This is a genomic window from Geobacillus sp. FSL W8-0026 (assembly GCF_037966255.1).
GTDB classification, from domain to species: domain Bacteria; phylum Bacillota; class Bacilli; order Bacillales; family Anoxybacillaceae; genus Geobacillus; species Geobacillus icigianus.
In genome coordinates this window covers 1,062,397-1,081,854 of record NZ_CP150194.1, presented here as the reverse complement: position 1 = coordinate 1,081,854, position 19,458 = coordinate 1,062,397, and the positions used below count along the sequence as shown (strand labels likewise).

Sequence of the window (19,458 nt, the reverse complement as noted above, 5' to 3'; positions counted from 1 at the left end):
GTGAACACCTGCCGCTCATGTTTCCTTGCCGGCTGATGTTTTCTCGGCGAGCTATTCTTGGTCAGGCAGCACGACCGCCAAATGCAGCTCGTCCAGCTGTTTTTCGCTGACCGGGCTCGGCGCTTCCGTGAGCAGGCAGCCGGCGCTCGCCGTTTTCGGGAAGGCGATCGTATCGCGCAAATTCGTGCGCCCAGCAAGCAACATCACAAGCCGGTCAAGGCCAAGCGCGATGCCGCCGTGCGGCGGGGTGCCGTACTCAAACGCCTCAAGCAAGAAGCCGAACTGACGGCGCGCTTCTTCTTCGCTGAACCCTAAGGCGCGGAACATTTTTTCTTGCACGTCCCGCTCAAAGATGCGGAGCGAGCCACCGCCAAGCTCATAGCCATTTAAGACGAGGTCATACGCCTGCGCCCGAACCGCGCCCGGGTTGGTTTCAAGCAGCGGAATGTCGTCGCGTGCCGGCATCGTAAACGGATGGTGGGCGGCGTAATAGCGGCCTTCCTCTTCGTCATATTCCAACAGCGGCCAGTCCGTCACCCACAAAAACGCGAGCTTCGTTTCGTCGATCAAGCCGAGCTCCTTGCCGAGCCGAAGCCGCAGCGCGCCGAGGGCCGCGGCCACGACCGCCTTTTGGTCGGCGACAAACAACAGCAAATCCCCGTCTTCGACCGCCAGCGTTTGGCGAAGCGCAGCCTGTTCTCCCTCGGTGAAAAACTTGGCGATCGGCCCTTTCAGCTCATCGCCTTCCGCTTTCAGCCACGCCAGCCCTTTCGCTCCATAGCGGCCGACAAACTCGCCCAACGCGTCGATCTCCTTGCGCGAATAGCGGGGCGCCGCGCCTTTGGCGTTGATCGCCTTCACTTGCCCTCCCTCTTTGACCGCGCGGGCAAACACTTGAAACGCGGAATCGCGGACGATGTCCGATACGTCGACGAGCTCGAGGCCAAAGCGTATATCCGGCTTGTCCGAGCCATAGCGGTTCATCGCCTCATCATACGTGATGCGCGGAAACGGGCGCGGAATGTCGGTTCCTTTCGCCGCTTTGACGACCGCCGCCATCATCCGTTCGGTGACATCGATGATGTCTTCTTGATCGATAAACGACATTTCGATGTCAATCTGCGTAAACTCCGGCTGGCGGTCGGCGCGCAAGTCTTCGTCGCGGAAGCAGCGCGCGATTTGATAGTAGCGCTCAAACCCGCCGACCATCAGCAGCTGCTTAAAAATTTGCGGCGACTGCGGCAAGGCGTAAAATTCGCCTGGATGGACGCGGCTCGGCACTAAATAGTCGCGCGCCCCTTCCGGCGTGCTTTTCGTCAACATCGGCGTCTCCACTTCCAAAAAGCGCTCGCTGTCCAAAAAGTCGCGCACCGCTTTCGTGACCTTATGCCGGAGCTCCAGCGTTCGAAACATGACCGGGCGGCGCAAATCCAAGTAGCGATATTTTAAACGCACGTCTTCCGCCGCGTCGGTGTCATCCGTGATCGCAAACGGCGGCGTTTTCGCTTCATTGATAATGTCGATGCGCTCCGCCTGCACTTCGATGCGGCCGGTCGCGATGTTCGGGTTGACCGTCTCCGGCGCGCGGGCGACGACCGTCCCTTCCACGCTCAGCACATATTCGCTCCGCACGCGCTCAGCGGCCGCCAGCGCTTCAGCCGACACATCCGGGCTGGCGACGATTTGCACGATGCCGGTCCGGTCGCGCAAATCGATGAAAATGAGCCCGCCTAAGTCGCGGCGCTTTTGCACCCAGCCTTTGAGCACGACGCGCTCACCGACCGCCGTTTCCGGCACTTCACCGCAATAATATGTCCGTTTCATTCGTTTACTCCCCCTCTCTCCTCGTCCGTTCTGTGAAAAATGAAGCCAGTTCGCCGAACGGCACGTTCGTTTGTTCGCCGCTCGCCATCTCCTTGACGGTCGCGATTTGTTTGTCGAGCTCTTCATCGCCAATCATGACGACAAACGCCGCTTTGAGGCGGTCGGCTGCTTTCAGCTGCGCCTTCAGTTTTCGGCCGACATAGTCTTGATCGACGCGCAAACCGGCGCGGCGCAATTGATAGACGAGGCGGACCGCTTCCTCTTTCGCCCGTTCGCCGAGCGCAGCCACATAGCAATCGATCCCTTCGCCGGTCGGAAGCTCCACCCCCTCCGCCTCCAGCGCTGCGAGCAGCCGTTCGATGCTTAGCGCAAAACCGATCCCCGGCATTTCCGGCCCGCCGATTTCCTCGACAAGCCCATTGTAGCGCCCTCCGCCACACAGCGTCGCGGCTGCGCCAAACCCTTCCGCTTCGCTCATAATTTCAAATGTCGTATGGTTGTAATAGTCAAGCCCGCGCACCAACCGCGCATCGATGACAAACGGAAGGCCAAGCATGGCCAAATAATGTTTCACCTTCTCAAAATACGCGCGTGATTCATCATTCAAGTAATCCAAAATCGACGGCGCCGTCGCCATCAGTTCATGATCGCGGTCTTTTTTGCAGTCGAGAATGCGGAGCGGATTCGTCTCGAGCCGCGCCTGACAATCGGCGCACAGTTCATCGATGCGCCCCGAAAAATGGCGCACGAGCGCCTCGCGATGTGCCCGGCGGCTGTCGAGGTCGCCCAAGCTGTTGATGACAAGCCGGATCCGTTTTAAGCCAAGCGCTTCGTAAATGTGCATCGCCAGCGCCATGACCTCGGCATCCATGGCCGGATCGCCGCTGCCAAGCGCTTCGACGCCAAACTGGACGAATTGGCGGAACCGCCCGGCTTCCGGCCGCTCGTAGCGGAACATCGGCCCGCTGTAATACAGTTTCAGCGGCTGGTTCGGGCTGCCGTACAGCTTATGCTCGACGAACGCCCGCACGACCGGCGCCGTGCCTTCCGGGCGGAGCGTGAGCGCACGCCCTCCCTTGTCCTCAAACGTATACATCTCTTTTTGGACGATATCGGTCGTATCGCCGACGCCGCGTAAAAACAGTTCAGTATGTTCGAAAATCGGCGTCCGAATTTCCCGATATCCGTACCGGGAACATAGTTCGCGGGCGACTTGCTCCACGTACTGCCATTTTTCGCTGTCTCCCGGCAAAATATCTTGCGTTCCTCTTGGAATTTGAAACGCCATGCGGATCCTCCTTTTGCTCAAAATAAAAACGCCCTGATCCCCTTGATAGGGACGAGAGCGTCATTCCCGCGGTGCCACCCTAATTGAAGCCATTCAGCTTCCGCTTGTCGCCGCTAACGCCAGGCGCGCGTTCCCTTTTACTGACGCCACGCGCGTTCAAAGGGAAACCTACGGAGTGTCTTTCGCTAAGCCATCATGGAGAAACGCTTCCAGCCCAAGGCGTTTCCTCTCTGGCCATGTGGGTCTTACCTACTTCTCTCCATCATCGGTTGTTCACTATCGCCCATCTGAATCGTAATTTTATATTACGGAGAAAGCGGACCGTTTGTCAAGCCGCCTTGAAAAAAAGCGTCCCGCCGCTTGGCCGGCCGTTGATGCAAAAGAAGGCGCCCCGCCTTGGCGGGACGCCGTGGTCGCCTTAATGGCGAATCAAATAATCGAACGCGCTTAACGCCGCCGTCGCTCCGGAGCCCATCGAAATAATGATTTGCTTGTAGGCGCTGTCCGTGCAGTCGCCTGCGGCAAAGACGCCTTCGACGTTGGTCGCGCCGCGCTTGTCGACGATGATTTCGCCGAAGCGGTTCCGTTCCACCGTTCCTTCCAGCCACTCTGTATTCGGCACGAGGCCGATTTGCACGAACACGCCTTGCAGTTCGATATGGTGTTCTTCCCCTGTCGCCCGGTCGACGTACGTCAAACCGTTCACCTTATCCGTGCCAGTGATTTCCTTCGTTTGCGCGTTTTTGATCACCGTCACATTTGGCAAGCTGTACAGCCGGTCTTGCAAAACGGCGTCCGCTTTCAGTTCGGGAGCGAACTCCAACAGCGTTACGTGGCTGGCGATGCCGGCCAAGTCAATGGCCGCTTCCACGCCGGAGTTCCCGCCGCCGATGACCGCCACGTGCTTGCCTTCAAACAGCGGGCCGTCGCAATGCGGGCAGTAGGCGACGCCTTTGTTTTTGAACTCTTCCTCGCCCGGCACGCCAAGGTTGCGCCAGCGGGCGCCGGTGGAAATGATGACCGTTTTGCTTTTCAGAACGGCGCCGTTTTCCAACTCCACTTCAATCAAGTCTTTTTTCGCAAGCCGTTTGGCGCGCTGGATCATGATATCGACATCGTACTGTTTGACATGCTCTTCGATGCTGGCCGCGAGCTTCGGCCCTTCCGTATATTTGACGCTGATGAAGTTTTCGATGCCGAGCGTATCCAAAATTTGCCCGCCAAAGCGATCCGCCACGATGCCGGTGCGAATGCCTTTGCGCGCCGCATAAATGGCAGCTGTCGCCCCCGCCGGGCCGCCGCCGACGACGAGCACGTCAAACGGCTCTTTATCGGCAAACGACGCGGCGTCCGCCTCGCTTCCTAGTTTGGCGAGAATGTCTTCAATCGACATGCGGCCGCTGGCAAACATCTCACCGTTTAAAAAGACGGTCGGCACGGCCATAATGCCTTTTTGTTCCACTTCGTCCTTAAACGCCGCCCCGTCGATCATCGTATGGGAAATGTCGGGATTCAGGACGCTCATGATGTTGAGCGCTTGAACAACGTCCGGGCAGTTATGGCACGTTAAGCTCACGTACGTTTCAAAATGGTGCTTGCCCCGGATTTGTTGAATGCGGCGCACGACGTCTTCGCTCACTTTCGGCGGCCGGCCGCTCGCTTGAAGCAGGGCCAGCACCAGCGAGGTAAACTCATGACCGAGCGGGACGCCGGCGAACGTGATGCCGGTGTTTTCGCCAACCCGGTTGACGCTGAAGCTCGGCGTGCGTTCAAGCTTTGCTTTTTTCACTTTGATTTTCGGCGACATGGCCGTCAACTCATCGACTAAAGCAAGCATATCGCGGGAAACGTTGTCGTCTCCCGCGCTAACCGTCAAGACAATGTCATTTTCAAGCAATTGCAAATACTGAGCGAGTTGTGCCTTGATGTCCGCATCGAGCATGGTCAAAAGCCTCCTTAAATTTTGCCGACAAGGTCAAGGCTCGGTTTCAGCGTTTCACCGCCCTCTTGCCATTTCGCCGGGCAAACTTCACCTGGATGGTTGCGCACATATTGGGCGGCTTTAATTTTATCAATCAGCGTGCTCGCTTTGCGGCCGATGCCGTCGGCGTTGATTTCCACCGCTTGAATGACGCCGTCCGGGTCGATGAGGAACGTGCCGCGTTGCGCCAACCCTTGCTCTTCGTCAAGCACATCAAACATGCGCGACAGCTGGTGCGAAGGATCGCCAATCATGATGTATTCGATTTTGCTGATGGCCGGCGAGGTGTCATGCCATGCTTTGTGAGTAAAGTGCGTGTCGGTCGACACCGAGTACACCTCTACTCCCAATTCTTTGAATGTCGCATAATGGTCTTGCAAATCCTCGAGCTCCGTCGGGCAAACGAACGTAAAGTCGGCCGGATAAAAGCAGACGATGCTCCATTTGCCCATGAAGTCTTGTTCTGTCACCTCGATGAACTCCCCGTTGTGATACGCTTGAGCGCGGAACGGTTGTACTTTTTTCCCAACTAAAGACATTGCTTCATCTACCTCCTGTGACTGTTAATTTATAATAATTTTAAACCGATATTTATTATCATATAGAGACCCTTACTTTGTCAATACATATGCATTCGGAAATGTCCGTTACGGCAGACGGAACGAACGTCGCCAGCTCTTTACGGGCCTTGCCGCTCCGTCTGCTGTCACGGGCGAAACCGCTGCTTTTTTAGCATTTGCACCTCTTTGCCTGCGACGCCAAGCTCGGACGACAGCTCAAACGCACTACACTGGTCGTCAAGCCGCACCCACTCATGAAAATCGGCCGAAAGCACATCGCTCGTTCGGTGGGCCTGCTCCCCTCGCTTCGTTTGCCGCATCGCCCCCCTCCTTTCCGTTCGGATCAACCTGTTTTCATCATTCCCATTTCTTGTGAAAAATAAAAAAGAAACCGGAAAACGATTATTCGTTTCCCGGTTTCTCACCGCTGTCGATGATCAAGGTGACCGGCCCGTCGTTGATGAGCGACACGCCCATCATGGCGCCGAACATCCCTGTTTCGACATGGACGCCTTTTTCGCGCAGAAAGGCGTTGAACGCTTCATACAGCGGCAAAGCATGGTCGGGCTTGGCCGCCGCCATAAAATTCGGACGCCGTCCTTTTCGACAGTCGCCATAAAGGGTGAACTGCGACACGGACAACACGGCGCCGCCGACATCAAGCAGCGAGCGGTTCATTTTTCCTTCCTCGTCTTCGAAAATGCGCAAATGGGCGATTTTCTCGGCCAAATAGGCCGCATCGGCCTCGGTATCGCCGTGCGTGACGCCAAGCAGCACGACAAGCCCTGCCTTGATGGCGCCAACGACCCGCCCATCGACGGTGACGTTGGCTTCTTTGGCTCGCTGGATGACCGCTCTCACTTCTTCTCCTCCTTTTCGCCGCCGCTAGTTGTTCATCAAGCGCTGGACGGAATAAATGTCGGGAATTTGCTTGATCCGCTCCACGACTTTTTGCAAGTGGCCCAAGTTGTGAATGGCGATCGTCATATGGATCGTCGCGATTTTGTGCCGATGATCCGAGCGGCCCGAAACGGCAGAAATATCGGTGCGCGTCTCGTTCACCGCCTGCAGCACTTCATTGAGCAGCCCGCGGCGGTCAAAGCCGGTGATTTCGATATCGACGTTGTACTCGCGCTCGCCGCCGGCTCCGCTTTCCCATTCGACGGTGATGAGCCGGTCGGCCGCTTCTTCCGTCTTGACGTTCGGGCAATCGGCGCGGTGGACGGAAATGCCGCGCCCGCGGGTGATAAAGCCGATGATTTCATCGCCCGGCACTGGATTGCAGCAGCGCGACAGACGAATGAGCAAATTGTCGACGCCTTGGACGCGAATGCCGCAGTCGCGTTTTTTTCCGGCCGGCAGCTTCGCCTCGGAAAACGCCTCGGCCAACTTGCGCTGCTGTTCCTCGAGATCGCGCTGCTTCCGCCATTTTTCCGTCAGCCGGTGGGCGATTTGCGCCGCCGTGATCCCATGATAGCCGACCGCCGCGTACATATCGTCTTCGTTTGAGAAGTTGAACTTCTCGGCGACGCGCTTCATATTGTCGGCCGTCATTACCTCTTTCGGCTCAAAGCCGAGGCCGCGCACTTCCTTTTCGACCATCTCTTTGCCTTTTTCAATATTTTCCTCGCGCCGCTGCTTTTTGAAAAACTGGCGGATTTTGTTGCGCGCCTGCGACGTTTTCGCCAGCTTCAGCCAGTCTTGGCTCGGTCCGTACGAATGTTTCGACGTTAAAATTTCAACGATGTCACCCGTCTGCAGCTTGTAATCGAGCGGCACCATTTTGCCGTTCACTTTCGCGCCGATCGTTTTGTTGCCGATTTCCGAATGGATGCGGTAAGCGAAATCGATCGGCACCGAGCCGGCCGGCAGCTCGATGACGTCGCCCTTTGGCGTGAAAACGAACACCATGTCGGAAAACAGATCCATCTTGAGCGATTCCATAAATTCCTCGGCGTTGCTGGCGTCGTTTTGCCACTCTAAAATTTCCCGGAACCAAGAAAGCTTCTCCTCAAACGAATTCGGCTTGATCGTCTTCCCTTCTTTGTACGCCCAGTGAGCGGCAATCCCGAATTCGGCGATTTGGTGCATTTCAAACGTGCGGATTTGCACTTCAAGCGGCTCGCCTTTCGGACCGATGACCGTCGTATGGAGCGATTGGTACATGTTCGGCTTCGGCATGGCGATGTAGTCTTTGAAGCGTCCGGGCATCGGCTTCCAGCACGTATGGATGATGCCAAGGACCGCATAGCAGTCTTTGATGCTGTTGACGATAATGCGCACAGCCAGCAAATCGTAAATTTCGTTAAACTGTTTGTTTTGCATCACCATTTTTCGGTAGATGCTGTAAATATGCTTCGGACGTCCGGAAATTTCGCACGGAATGTGCACTTCGTTCAGCCGTTCCCGCACTTCTTGGATGACTTCCTCCAAATATTGCTCGCGTTCGGCCCGCTTTTTCTTCATCAAATTGACGATGCGGTAATACTGCTGCGGATTTAAATAGCGAAGCGCGGTATCCTCAAGCTCCCATTTGATTTTTGAAATGCCGAGCCGATGCGCTAGCGGGGCGAAAATTTCGAGCGTCTCATTGGCGATGCGCCGCTGTTTTTCCGCTGGCAAATGCTTCAACGTCCGCATGTTGTGCAAGCGGTCGGCGAGCTTGATCAAAATCACCCGAATGTCTTGGGCCATCGCCAAAAACATTTTCCGATGGTTTTCCGCCTGCTGCTCTTCTTGCGACTTATATTTGATTTTGCCAAGTTTCGTCACGCCGTCAACGAGCATCGCCACCTCGGCGCCGAACTCGCGCTCAAGGTCTTCTTTCGTCGCCTCGGTGTCTTCAATGACATCGTGCAAAAACCCGGCGGCGATCGTTGTCGCGTCCATTTTCAAGTCCGCCAAAATGCCGGCGACTTGAATCGGATGGATGATGTACGGTTCGCCGGATTTCCGAAATTGGTCGCGATGGGCGTGCTTCGCAAATACATACGCCTTTTTTAAAAAGGCGACATCTTGTTCGGATAAATAACAGCCCGCTCGTTCAAACACTTGCTCCGCTGTCAACACTTGTTCATTGGCCATAGGGTTGAATCACCTTTTGAATAAAATTCAGACTGCCAACACTGGACATCCATTGCCCCCACCACGTTACGGTTAATAAGAAAGAGCACTCGTGCGAGTGCCCCCCTTTTTTCTCTATTATATCCGAAGATGCGAACGATGTCGACTGTGCGGCCTCGCGCTGCTTGCGCCCCGCTTTCCGCCGCTTCGCTCCCCGGACTTTCCGCGTTCTTCGTCCCGCCGCAAGCGCGATGATGGGAGCGCCTAACCGCTCGGCTGGCCCCATCAATCGCTAAAACTGCATGAGCGTCAAAATGTCGTAGCCTTCTAGTTTTTGTCGCCCGCCAAGCTCCGTCAGCTCAATCAAAAACGCCAACCCGGCGACCACTCCGCCAAGCTGTTCCACGAGCTCGATCGTCGCGCGCATCGTCCCGCCTGTCGCCAGCAAGTCGTCGGTGATCAACACGCGCTGTCCCGGTTTGATCGCGTCTTTATGCATCGTCAGCACATCGGTTCCATACTCGAGACCATACTCGACGCGGATGACTTCGCGCGGCAGCTTCCCTTCCTTGCGCACCGGCGCAAATCCGACGCCAAGCGCATAAGCGACCGGACAGCCGATGATAAAACCGCGCGCTTCCGGCCCAACGACGATATCAATTTGCTTTTCACGTGCGTATTGGACGATTTGGTCGGTCGCGTATTTGTACGCCGGCCCATTGTCCATCAGCGTCGTAATGTCTTTAAACAAAATGCCCGGTTTCGGAAAATCGGGAACGATCGTAATATATTGTTTTAAATCCATGATGCGCTTGCCTCCTCATTCGTTTGCGAACGAATCATTTCCGTCAAACAGCGTTTCAGCTGCTCGTAAGTGGAGTATAATAACTGATGTTCCGCCTCCAGCTCGTCCCGGCGCCGACGGTACGCCGAGGATTCGGTGAGATCGCGCTTTACAGGCTGGCGAACGAGCGTGATAACGCCGTTTTGCTCGCGCACAAACCCCAGCTCCAAAAAGACTTCGGCCATAAAATGGACCGTTTCTGTCGTCCAGCCGCGGGCGCGCGCCAATTCGCCGCCGCGTTCGGCGAGCGGGAACGAACGATGCTTATGCAAAAAGGCATAAAACCACTTGAAATGGTCGCGCGTCGGAAACGTGCGGAAAAATTGCCCTTCCGGCTGCGCGAACACGGCATAAATGCGCGCCGGCTGCCCGTCGCCTAAAAGCGCCCCCAACAAATCAAGCCGCGGCGGCAAATCAAGCAGCACGACATAGCGGCCGTCAATCGGCAAAGCCTCCGCCTCTTTCTCTGTCATGACGAAATGAAGCTCCCGGCAAAACGGCGCCAAGTCAGGGCGGGTTTCCGTCTGGCGCCGAAAGGCCACCAGCAGCCGCTTCTCCTCTGGCAGCCGCTCAAGAAGCGAATGAACGTCCCGGCAGCCGCGGGCATCAAACAGCTGCCAGCGGTTGACCGACACGTCGCATAGCGACAACTGCGGCTTCGCCATCCCGTTCCACTCGTTCACCAACAGCTCTCCCACGGCCGAGACGCACGTCCCCGGAGCGATCTCCTCGCACAAGGGACCGAGGCCGAAACCGATGACATCAATCGCCGCCTGCTGTTGCGAAAAGACCGCCTTCATATGGGCGCCGTTCGCCCCGACGCGCCGCATCGTTTCCACCGCGGCTTCTTCAATGAGCAAAAGCGGTCGCGGATTGCCGACACCGAATGGGGCGAGCCGCTCGAAACTGCGGGCGGCCGACAGCGTCAGCTCTTCGACCGAGCAAACCGCATCGATGAACGTCGGCGGGATAAAATCGTCCTCGACCAACGTCTCCGCCGCGATCGCGTTCAGCCGCTGCCGCAACCGCTCGACGTCGTCCAACGCCAAGGTCATCCCCGCCGCCATCGGGTGGCCGCCAAAATGCGGCAACATATCGCGGCATTTGGAGAGACTGGCAAACAAGTCAAATCCGTGGATGCTGCGCGCCGAACCTTTGGCGATGCCTTTGTTGCGGTCAATGGAGAGCACCACCGCCGGCCGGTAAAACTGTTCGACGAGCTTGGAAGCGACGATGCCGACCACTCCGGGATTCCAGCCTTCGCCAGCCACGACCAAAACGCGATGCTGCTCCGGCGGATATTGGCGGCGCACGATGTCTGCCGCCTCATCGGCGATTTGCGCGACGAGCTGCTGGCGCTCGCGATTCCGCTCGTCCATTTCCGCCGCCAGCTGCATGGCCTCGTCTTCATCATCGGTCATTAACAGCGCCACCGCCGGATCGGCGCCGCCCAGACGCCCGACCGCGTTCAAACGCGGCGCGATGGCGAAGCCGACCGTCTGTTCATCGATCTGGGATGGTTGGATGCGGCATTGCTGAAACAGCGCGCGCAAACCGATGCGGGTTGTCTCGCGCAATACCGCCAGTCCTTGCGCAGCCAAGAGCCGGTTCTCCCCGACAAGCGGCACTAAATCAGCAATCGTGCCGATGGCCACCAAATCAAGCAAATGGCGCGGCACCCGTCCGAGCAGCGCATGGGCTACCTTGAACGCGACGCCGACGCCGGCCAAACTATGGAACGGATATGTACTTCCGGGATGCTTCGGGTGAATGATCGCATACGCTTCCGGGAGCGAGGGCCCTGGCTCGTGGTGATCGGTCACGATCACATCAAGCCCCCACTCGCGGGCGGCGGCCACTTCCTTCAGCGCCGCAATTCCGTTGTCAACTGTCACAATGACGGACACGCCGCGCTCCTTTGCCGCGCGAAACGCCGCCAAGTTCGGGCCGTATCCTTCGGTAAAGCGGTTGGGAATGTAAAATTCCACCGCTGCTCCTGCCTCTTGAAGAGCGCTCACCATCACCGATGTGCTGCAAACACCGTCCGCATCATAGTCGCCATAGACGAGCACGCGTTCACCATGGTGAATTGCTCTTTCTAGGCGGCGAACGGCACGCTCCATCCCATGGAGCAAGAACGGATCGTGAAACGGCTGCCCAACGGGACGGAGAAACGCCTCCGCTTCCGCTGCTGTCCGCACGCCGCGACGAACGAGAAGCCGCGCCAGCAGCGGTTCGATGCCGGCTTCCTCCGCCAAGCGCCTCACCGCCTGCTCGTCGGGACGCTCCACCTCCCAACGCGTTTTCGCTTGTAACATGTCCCCCACCTCAACTCTCCCTATTATACAAAAAGGAGAAAAGAGCAGGCAACGACATTACGACTTTTTTTCCGGGTCGTACGGATTGATATGAACGAGCACGTTGCGGATGCGCGGAAACGTCAGCAGTTTTTCTTTCACTTTTTTTCCGATCCGGTGCCCCTCTTCCACGGTCAGCTGCGGATCAACGGCAATTTTTAAATCAACGATCACATCATGGCCATGCTCGCGCGCGTACAGCTCATTGATTTGCCGCACATCAGGGACAGACAACACCGCCGCGCGCAAGTCGGCGGTCTCCTCTTCATGGAGCACATGATCAATGGCCGTATGAATCGATTGACGTCCGAGATCCCAAGCCATTTTCAATACGAGCAAGGCGACGAACAGTCCGGCCAATGGATCGGCATACACGAGCCAGTCAATGCCCCACCTCCCGCCGGCAATCGCGGCGCCGACGCCGAAAAGCGCCGCCAGCGAAGAAAACACGTCGGAGCGGTGCTCATACGCATTGACGATCAACGCTTCGCTGTTTAACGTTTTCCCAAGCCGATACTTGTAACGGAACATCGCCTCTTTGGCGACGATCGACACCAGCAGGACGTAGACGGCCGCCATCCCCGGCGGCGCCAAGGGGGCGAAAAACGACAGGAAGGCAGAGCGCCCGATCTCCAGTCCAACGAGGAAAAGAAGCACGGCCACGATAATGGCGGCGATCGATTCGGCCTTTCCGTGTCCGTATGGATGGTCCTCATCCGGCGGACGCGCCGCCGCCCGCAACCCGACCCAAACGGCGAACGACCCAGCAACATCGGAAGCCGAATGAGCAGCATCAGCGATCAGCGCTTGACTTTGGCTCCACAAGCCGGCCGCCGCCTTGACGGCCGCGAGGATCAAATTGCCGACGATGCCGACCATCGCTGCCGTTTTCGCTTTGTTGAATCGCTGTTCGTGTTCCACGGACACACCTCCCATCTTTGCCTCTTGTTTTCATCAATTCGGATCAAAAAATCCCTCCCCTGCGCAACCCAGTCCCCCATCTTTTTCCTTTCGTTGTCATCGTCCCCCCTGTTCCACCATCATGGCCGGCGCCTCTTGCTCTCGTCTGTCGATGTTCCGCCGGCGCGGTTGGGCGCTGGATTCACGTTGTAGAAATCCTCTTGCTTTAGTCTGCCCATTTTCCGCCTCTGGCGACAAAAAAACGCCGAAAAAAGCGCGGTCGCTTTTTTCGGCGCAGTCATTACAGATGAGGCTCGGCTTCCGGAGCCGCTTTGCTCGCCCCTTTGCCTTTCTTGAGGGCGCTCCCTTTCCAAACAAGCCACAGCTGCGAAGCGATGCAAAGCGAAGAGTAGACGCCGCACACGAGCCCGACAAGCAAAGCGAGGTTAAAATTGCGAATCGCCTCACTGCCGAACAGCAGCAGCGCCACAACGGTCAGCAACACCGTCAAAACCGTGTTGATCGAGCGGGTAAACGTTTGCTGCAGGGCGCGGTTAACGATATGTTTCAAATCGTCAACCGTTTTTACTTTCCGTTTTTTCATCAAGTCACGGATGCGGTCAAAGGTGACGATCGTATCATTGATGGAATAGCCGATAATCGTCAATACCGCGGCGATAAACGTCAAATCGACCTCAAGCCGCGTCAAACTGAACACGGTGATGATGAAAAACGCATCGTGCAACAAAGCGATGATGGCGGCTAAGGCCATCCGCCATTCGAAGCGGATCGTCACATACAGAATGATGCCAATCGACGAGATGAGCACGGCAATGAGCGCGTTGCGCGCCAACTGCTTGCCGACGACCGGCGAAACTGTGCTGATATTCGGCTCGTGGCCGTACGTCTTGTTGAGCTCGTTTTTGATTGTCGCAATTTCTTTTTTGTCGAGCACCCCGATTAAACGGACGACGCCCGTTTTTCCGTCCGTCCCGGACAGCACGACATCCTCCGGCTTGTGGCCAAGCCGCTCAAAATAGTCGCCTAGCTCTTTCGCATCCAGCGGCTGGTTGCTCGTCACCTCAATGCGCGTACCGCTTGTGAAATCAATGCCGAGATTCAACCCGAGAGCAAAAAGGGAAATGACGCCGGCAATCGTCAAAGCTCCGGAAAAAATGAAAAAGGTTTTGCTATATTTGACAAAATCCCACCGGTCGAATTTCGTCGGCACTTCCGTTTCGTCGTTGACCTCGGCGATGTTTAAGATGTCCGACTTTTTCACGCCAAACCACTCGGGCTTTCGATCGAGCCAGCGGCTTGACACCAACAGCCCAAGCAGCAGCCGCGTGCCGTAAACAGCGGTGACAAAGCTGGCGACAATGCTGATGATAAGCATCGTTGCAAATCCTTTGACCGAGCTTGTCCCGTAAATGAACAGGACGGCGCCGGCGATGATCGTCGTAATGTTGGCGTCAAAAATGGTCGCAAACGACCCGCGGTTGCCGGCGCGAAACGCTGACAGCATCGACTTGCCGAGCTTCAGCTCCTCCTTGATCCGCTCGTACGTAATAATGTTGGCGTCAACGGCCATCCCGACCCCTAAAATGAGAGCGGCGATCCCCGGCAGCGTCATAACGCCGTTCATCCAGTCAAACAGCAGCAAAATCAAATAAATGTACACCGACAGCGTGATCACAGCGATGAGCCCTGGAAGCCGGTAAAACCAAATCATGAACAAAAAAATCGCCGCGACGCCGATGATGCCGGCTATGACCGTTTTTTGTAGGGCGTTTTTTCCGAACTGAGCGCCGACGGAGGTCGAGTAAATTTCATGCAGTTCGACCGGCAGCGCCCCGGCATTAAGCAAGTCGGCGAGCTGTTGGGCTTCTTTCACCGTGAAATTGCCGACGATCGACACATCGGTTTGATTGAACACTTGATCGACCGACGCGGCGGAAATGAATTTCGGATCGGCTTTGCCCGCTTCTTTCCGGTAAGAATCGACCCCTTCTTTAAAATCAAGCCAAATGACTAAAATGTTGTTGGGCGGCCCCATTTTGTATACTTTTTCCGTCACTTGCCGGAATTTGTCGGCGTCTTTCAATTTCAGTGCGACGCTCGGCCGGCCGTTTTCGTCAAACGACAGCTTCGCCCCGCCTTGGACGAGGTCGCTCCCGTCCATCAACACGTTGTCATTGACGTCGCGGAACGTCAATTTCGCTTGCGTGGACAAAATTTCGCGCGCCTCATTTTGGTCTTTCACCCCGGCGAGCTGAACGCGAATGCGGTTATTCCCTTCAATGTCCACGCGCGGCTCGCTGACGCCAAGGACGTTGATCCGTTTGTTCAGGGCGCTGACCGTGCTTTGCAATGTTTCGTGATCGATTTTATCGCCTTTTTTCGCTGGCTTCACCTCATAGAGCACTTCGAAACCGCCTTGCAAATCCAGCCCTAGCTTAATGTTATGTAAAATTCCTTGCGTCGTCGGCCCCATCACCCCAGCAAGCAAAAGCAGGAGCAGAAAAAAGGCGACGATGCGGCTGCGTTTAATCATTCAACATCCTCCTTCGATTCGTCTTCACGCCCGGAAGCTGGCGGCCACGATCCACACAACATCGATTCCGCTTTTCATTATGAATCAGCCGGCAGGAGCTGTCAACGTTCAGCCCTTACCGACGGCGCCCCGGGTATAGCGCCGGTCAAAAGGCGGCCACCTCCGCTCATAACAGCTCTTTCAGAACGCGCTCCAACTCATCGCCACCCGCCGCCTGCTGATAGGACTGCCTCGTTACAAACGCCATATACTCCCCCGGCGAAAGCGACAAAATATCGCTGACAAGCTCGTGCAGCTTCTGATCTGCCAATTCGCCCTTCCATTTCCGCGTCCATAAACATTCCCACAGCCCATCGATGGTGACGTGCTTGTAGCCGAGCAGCCGGAACTCCTCATATTTGCACTCGAGCGCCGGCAGGAGCTGTTCCCGCCACCGTTGTTTTTCCTCCATCTCCCATCCCCCCTCGGTGATTGTCGCCGATCAGCCTTGTCATGCTTGGCCATAGGCCTTGCATATATTGTATAAAAGAGAAAGGCATTTGAGAAGGCAGGGGGAAAACATGTCCAAATTTTTACAAGGAACTATGATTTTAATCATTGCCGGCTTGATCACCAAAATGCTCGGTTTCATGAACCGAATCGTCGTCGCCCGGATGATTGGCGACGAGGGAGTCGGGCTGTACATGATGGCGGTGCCGACGCTTGTGTTGGCGATTACGGTGACGCAAATGGGCCTGCCGGTAGCCATCTCCAAGCTCATCGCCGAGGCGGAAGCGACCGGCGACCGGCAACGGGTCAAAAAAATTCTCGTCGTCTCGCTCGCGACGACCGGAGTGCTGAGCCTCCTATTCCTGCCGGCGCTCCTTGCCGCAACGCCGTGGCTTTCGCGGACGATGTTCACCGACCCGCGCATCTATTATCCGCTCCTAGCCGTCGCCCCGATCGTGCCGATCGTCGCTATTTCATCGGTGCTGCGCGGCTATTTCCAAGGGCGCCAACAAATGAAGCCGTACGCTTACTCGCTCCTGATTGAACAAATCGTCCGCATCAGCTTGATCGCCTTATGCACGAAACCGCTGTTGCCGTACGGCGTTGAATACGCTGCCGCCGGCGCCATGGCGGCTTCTGTCCTCGGCGAACTGGCAGCCTTATTGTATTTATTGTTCCTGTTTCAGCTGAAAAAATCGATCCGCCTGCGGACGAAGTTTTTTCATTCCATTCATGCCGGCAAAGACACGTTCATCCGCCTGATGCGGATCGCCCTGCCGACAACCGGCGGCCGCTTGATCGGCTCGCTTTCTTGGTTTTTTGAACCGATCGTCGTTGCCAACAGTTTGGCGCTCGCCGGCATCGCCGCCTCCGCCGCCACCAAGCAATACGGCCAGCTCGTCGGCTATGCCTTGCCGTTGCTCACCTTGCCGTCGTTCATCACCTATGCGCTCGCCACCGCGCTCGTTCCGGCTATTAGCGAAGCGGTGGCCCAAAACAAACCGCTGCTCGTCCAATATCGGATCGCCCAAGCGATGCGCCTGTCGCTCGTCACCGGCGGACTGTCGGCGGTCGTTCTTTACCTTTTTGCCGAGCCGCTCATGCGATGGATGTACGGAACAGGCGAAGCAGCCATTTTTATTCAAGTGATGGCGCCGTTTTTCCTGTTTTATTATTTCCAAGGCCCGCTCCAAGCGGTGCTGCAAGGGCTTGATTTAGCCAATGTGGCAATGACGAACAGCCTCATCGGGGCGGCGGTGAAATTGGCGTGCATCTTCGTCTTGGCGTCGCGGCCGTCTTTAGGGATTATGGGAGCGGCGCTCGCCACCTCGGTGAGCACGGTGCTCGTCACCCTTCTTCATTTTGCCGCCGTCGCCAAAGCGACATCGTTCGTGGTGGACGCCCGTGACTATGTAAAGGCCGGCATCGCCATCATCGCTGCCGGCGCTGCCGGCGGGCTGCTCTTCTATCATCCGCCCGCCTCGGTGCCGCCGTCGTTTTGGACGCTGCTGGCCATGGCCGCGACCATCTTGTTGTATAGCGGCTTCCTGATCGCCTTTCAGCTCATCCGGCGCGAAGAGCTCATCTACCTTCCGGGTCTTGGATGGCTGGCGGGAAAAACAAAACGAAAATAAACGTCTAAACATGTCCGGCCGCGAATATATTGTGGTAAAACCGTTTTGTCCAAGGAGGGGTTGCGGTTGTCGCGGCTTGGCAGCGCGCTCGTATATGGGATCGCCACGATTTTCGTTTTGGCGGCATTGATCAGTTTTGTCGTTTCGCTGCTGCTTAAATGGACCGACATTCATGAATCCTCGCTGACATGGCTCGTTTTTGCCGCCTCGATGATCTCGATGTTTCTCGGCGGCGTCGTCGCCGGGGGAAAAAGCCAAGAAAAAGGATGGCTCGCCGGCGGGCTGACCAGCGTAGGCTTTACGTCGATCGTCTTTTTGTTTCAGTTCCTCGGCATCGACAAACCGTTTACCGGCGAACAATGGCTGTATCATCTCGCTTTCCTTGTCGCCTCCGCTCTCGGCGGCATCGTCGGCGTCAACTTGTCACCGTCACGCCGCGAGCGGGCGTGAACGAAAAACAGCGGCTGCTTTCGGTGGAAGCAGCCGCTGTGTTCATGGCAGGGCGGCACGGAGGGGGCTTTTTTTACGCCTTGTTTTCCGCCACGACTTCCCGAACCGCGGTGCGGTCAAACGTGAGCCGCGTGCCGTCGCCGGCGCGAACGATGATTTTATCCTCATCGACCGAGTCGATGATGCCGTGCAAGCCGCCAATCGTAACGATTTTATCGCCTTTTTTCAAACTCGCCTGCATTTGCTGGATGGCGCGCTGCCGTTTTTGCTGCGGGCGAATGAGCAAAAAGTAGAAAATCACAAGAAACAGCACGATCGTCAACAAATTGGCAATCGCTGCGTTCATTCCGTTTCCCTCCTTTCCGATGGCTAAAAGTTTTTTGCATTCGGCTTATTGAAGCCGTAGCGTTCGAAAAATTCCTCGCGGAAATCGGCGAGCCGATCTTCGCGGATCGCTTGTCTCACCTGCTCCATCAATTTTATCAAAAAATAGACGTTATGGTAAGACGTGAGGCGAATCCCAAATGTTTCATCACATTTGATAAGGTGGCGGATGTACGCGCGCGTATAGTTCCGGCACGTGTAGCAATCGCAGTTCGGATCGAGCGGCGAGAAATCACGGGCGTACTGGGCGTTTTTGATCACCACCCGCCCTTCGCTCGTCATCACGGTGCCGTTGCGGCCGATGCGCGTCGGCAGCACGCAGTCAAACATATCGATGCCGCGGATCGCCCCGTCGATGAGCGAATCGGGTGAACCGACGCCCATTAAATAACGAGGCTTGTCCGCCGGCAGAAGCGGCGTCGTAAACTCGAGCACCCGATTCATGATCTCTTTCGGCTCGCCGACCGACAGTCCGCCGACCGCATAACCAGGGAAATCGAGCGACACTAAATCGCGGGCGCTTTGCCGGCGCAAGTCCTCATATTCACCGCCTTGGACGATGCCAAACAGCCCTTGCTCGTTCGGGCGGCGATGCGCCTTTAGGCAGCGTTCCGCCCAACGGCTCGTCCGTTCGACCGACTGTTTCATATACTCGTATGTCGTCGGATACGGCGGGCATTCGTCAAACGCCATGATGATGTCAGCGCCTAAGGCATTTTGAATTTCCATCGCTTTTTCCGGCGATAAAAACAGCTTGTCGCCGTTTAAATGGTTGCGGAAATAGACGCCCTCTTCTTCGATGCGGCGAAATTCACTCAAACTAAACACTTGGAACCCGCCGGAGTCCGTCAAAATGCCGCGGTCCCAGTTCATAAAGGCGTGGAGGCCGCCCGCTTCCGCCACAATGTCATGCCCCGGCCGCAGCCAAAGATGATACGTGTTGCTTAAAATGACGCCGGCTCCCATTTCCTTCAGCTCTTCCGGCGCCAGCGTCTTAACCGTCGCCAGCGTGCCGACCGGCATAAACATCGGCGTTTCAAACGAGCCGTGCGGCGTGTGGAGCATGCCAAGGCGTGCACCCGTCTGCCGGCACGTTTTGATCAGTTCAAAGCGGATCGGTGTCGTCAACG

Annotated in this window: 16 protein-coding genes and 1 other annotated feature; of the genes, 2 read left to right on the top strand and 14 right to left on the bottom strand. The window is 56.5% G+C overall.

What is annotated here, in order from left to right; genetic code table 11:
• Positions 1-51 precede the first annotated feature (51 nt).
• The 12 genes from aspS to NST29_RS05375 all read right to left on the bottom strand — a co-directional run bounded on the left by aspS (position 52) and on the right by NST29_RS05375 (position 15,822).
• Complete coding sequence (aspS, locus tag NST29_RS05430; protein WP_033018066.1) at positions 52-1,824, bottom strand: aspartate--tRNA ligase; 1,773 nt, start codon at positions 1,822-1,824, stop codon at positions 52-54.
• 4 nt (positions 1,825-1,828) lie between these two features.
• A complete protein-coding gene (gene hisS, locus NST29_RS05425) occupies positions 1,829-3,112 on the bottom strand; it encodes a histidine--tRNA ligase (RefSeq protein ID WP_033018067.1) in 1,284 nt (427 codons plus the stop codon).
• Positions 3,113-3,156: 44 nt separating this feature from the next.
• Positions 3,157-3,387 (bottom strand) — a binding site (T-box leader).
• Between the two features lie 143 nt (positions 3,388-3,530).
• Positions 3,531-5,054 carry an alkyl hydroperoxide reductase subunit F gene (gene ahpF / locus NST29_RS05420; protein ID WP_033018068.1) on the bottom strand — a complete coding sequence of 508 codons (1,524 nt, stop codon included), beginning with the start codon at positions 5,052-5,054 and terminating at the stop codon, positions 3,531-3,533.
• 14 nt (positions 5,055-5,068) lie between these two features.
• Positions 5,069-5,632 (bottom strand): alkyl hydroperoxide reductase subunit C, encoded by a 564-nt coding sequence (gene ahpC / locus NST29_RS05415; RefSeq protein ID WP_033018069.1) that lies wholly within the window; start codon positions 5,630-5,632, stop codon positions 5,069-5,071.
• Between the two features lie 167 nt (positions 5,633-5,799).
• The gene (locus NST29_RS05410; protein ID WP_172418467.1) at positions 5,800-5,973 is read right to left on the bottom strand and encodes a hypothetical protein; all 174 of its coding nucleotides are present in this window, start codon (positions 5,971-5,973) and stop codon (positions 5,800-5,802) included.
• An 82-nt stretch (positions 5,974-6,055) separates the two neighbouring features.
• Positions 6,056-6,514 carry a D-aminoacyl-tRNA deacylase gene (dtd, locus tag NST29_RS05405; protein ID WP_061912338.1) on the bottom strand — a complete coding sequence of 153 codons (459 nt, stop codon included), beginning with the start codon at positions 6,512-6,514 and terminating at the stop codon, positions 6,056-6,058.
• Between the two features lie 24 nt (positions 6,515-6,538).
• Positions 6,539-8,737: a bifunctional (p)ppGpp synthetase/guanosine-3',5'-bis(diphosphate) 3'-pyrophosphohydrolase gene (locus tag NST29_RS05400; protein ID WP_033018073.1), complete on the bottom strand. Its 2,199-nt coding sequence runs from the start codon at positions 8,735-8,737 to the stop codon at positions 6,539-6,541.
• A 271-nt stretch (positions 8,738-9,008) separates the two neighbouring features.
• Positions 9,009-9,521 carry an adenine phosphoribosyltransferase gene (locus NST29_RS05395; RefSeq protein WP_033018074.1) on the bottom strand — a complete coding sequence of 171 codons (513 nt, stop codon included), beginning with the start codon at positions 9,519-9,521 and terminating at the stop codon, positions 9,009-9,011.
• On the bottom strand, positions 9,512-11,878 hold the full coding sequence (gene recJ, locus NST29_RS05390) for a single-stranded-DNA-specific exonuclease RecJ (protein ID WP_339232980.1): 2,367 nt from the start codon (positions 11,876-11,878) through the stop codon (positions 9,512-9,514). Before recJ ends, NST29_RS05395 begins: the two co-directional genes overlap by 10 nt.
• A gap of 57 nt (positions 11,879-11,935) precedes the next feature.
• A complete protein-coding gene (locus NST29_RS05385; protein WP_061912341.1) occupies positions 11,936-12,838 on the bottom strand; it encodes a cation diffusion facilitator family transporter in 903 nt (300 codons plus the stop codon).
• Positions 12,839-13,118: 280 nt separating this feature from the next.
• Positions 13,119-15,371, bottom strand: coding sequence for a protein translocase subunit SecDF (gene secDF, locus NST29_RS05380; protein ID WP_061912342.1), 2,253 nt, complete (start codon positions 15,369-15,371; stop codon positions 13,119-13,121).
• 166 nt (positions 15,372-15,537) lie between these two features.
• Positions 15,538-15,822: a post-transcriptional regulator gene (locus tag NST29_RS05375; RefSeq protein ID WP_033018077.1), complete on the bottom strand. Its 285-nt coding sequence runs from the start codon at positions 15,820-15,822 to the stop codon at positions 15,538-15,540.
• Between the two features lie 109 nt (positions 15,823-15,931).
• On the opposite strand from NST29_RS05375, the gene spoVB reads away from it, so the two are divergent.
• Both spoVB and NST29_RS05365 read left to right on the top strand, forming a co-directional pair.
• Positions 15,932-17,494 carry a stage V sporulation protein B gene (spoVB, locus tag NST29_RS05370; RefSeq protein WP_061912343.1) on the top strand — a complete coding sequence of 521 codons (1,563 nt, stop codon included), beginning with the start codon at positions 15,932-15,934 and terminating at the stop codon, positions 17,492-17,494.
• Between the two features lie 66 nt (positions 17,495-17,560).
• Positions 17,561-17,944, top strand: a complete 384-nt coding sequence (locus NST29_RS05365) for a TIGR04086 family membrane protein (protein ID WP_061912344.1) — start codon at positions 17,561-17,563, stop codon at positions 17,942-17,944.
• 73 nt (positions 17,945-18,017) lie between these two features.
• Here NST29_RS05365 and yajC read toward each other — a convergent pair whose 3' ends face one another.
• Positions 18,018-18,290 (bottom strand): preprotein translocase subunit YajC, encoded by a 273-nt coding sequence (gene yajC / locus NST29_RS05360; RefSeq protein ID WP_061912345.1) that lies wholly within the window; start codon positions 18,288-18,290, stop codon positions 18,018-18,020.
• Positions 18,291-18,313: 23 nt separating this feature from the next.
• Entirely contained in the window at positions 18,314-19,456 is a 1,143-nt protein-coding gene (gene tgt / locus NST29_RS05355) for a tRNA guanosine(34) transglycosylase Tgt (protein ID WP_082799301.1), read from the bottom strand.
• Between the last annotated feature and the right edge of the window lie 2 nt (positions 19,457-19,458).

What these genes read in the sequence shown, in the direction of transcription:
- aspS (WP_033018066.1), bottom strand. Translation starts at nt 1,824, where the DNA reads ATGAAACGGACATATTATTGCGGTGAAGTGCCGGAAACGGCGGTCGGT.
- NST29_RS05395 (WP_033018074.1), bottom strand. Translation starts at nt 9,521, where the DNA reads ATGGATTTAAAACAATATATTACGATCGTTCCCGATTTTCCGAAACCG.
- yajC (WP_061912345.1), bottom strand. Translation starts at nt 18,290, where the DNA reads ATGAACGCAGCGATTGCCAATTTGTTGACGATCGTGCTGTTTCTTGTG.
- NST29_RS05410 (WP_172418467.1), bottom strand. Translation starts at nt 5,973, where the DNA reads ATGCGGCAAACGAAGCGAGGGGAGCAGGCCCACCGAACGAGCGATGTG.
- secDF (WP_061912342.1), bottom strand. Translation starts at nt 15,371, where the DNA reads ATGATTAAACGCAGCCGCATCGTCGCCTTTTTTCTGCTCCTGCTTTTG.
- ahpC (WP_033018069.1), bottom strand. Translation starts at nt 5,632, where the DNA reads ATGTCTTTAGTTGGGAAAAAAGTACAACCGTTCCGCGCTCAAGCGTAT.
- recJ (WP_339232980.1), bottom strand. Translation starts at nt 11,878, where the DNA reads ATGTTACAAGCGAAAACGCGTTGGGAGGTGGAGCGTCCCGACGAGCAG.
- NST29_RS05375 (WP_033018077.1), bottom strand. Translation starts at nt 15,822, where the DNA reads ATGGAGGAAAAACAACGGTGGCGGGAACAGCTCCTGCCGGCGCTCGAG.
- NST29_RS05400 (WP_033018073.1), bottom strand. Translation starts at nt 8,737, where the DNA reads ATGGCCAATGAACAAGTGTTGACAGCGGAGCAAGTGTTTGAACGAGCG.
- spoVB (WP_061912343.1), top strand. Translation starts at nt 15,932, where the DNA reads ATGTCCAAATTTTTACAAGGAACTATGATTTTAATCATTGCCGGCTTG.
- hisS (WP_033018067.1), bottom strand. Translation starts at nt 3,112, where the DNA reads ATGGCGTTTCAAATTCCAAGAGGAACGCAAGATATTTTGCCGGGAGAC.
- ahpF (WP_033018068.1), bottom strand. Translation starts at nt 5,054, where the DNA reads ATGCTCGATGCGGACATCAAGGCACAACTCGCTCAGTATTTGCAATTG.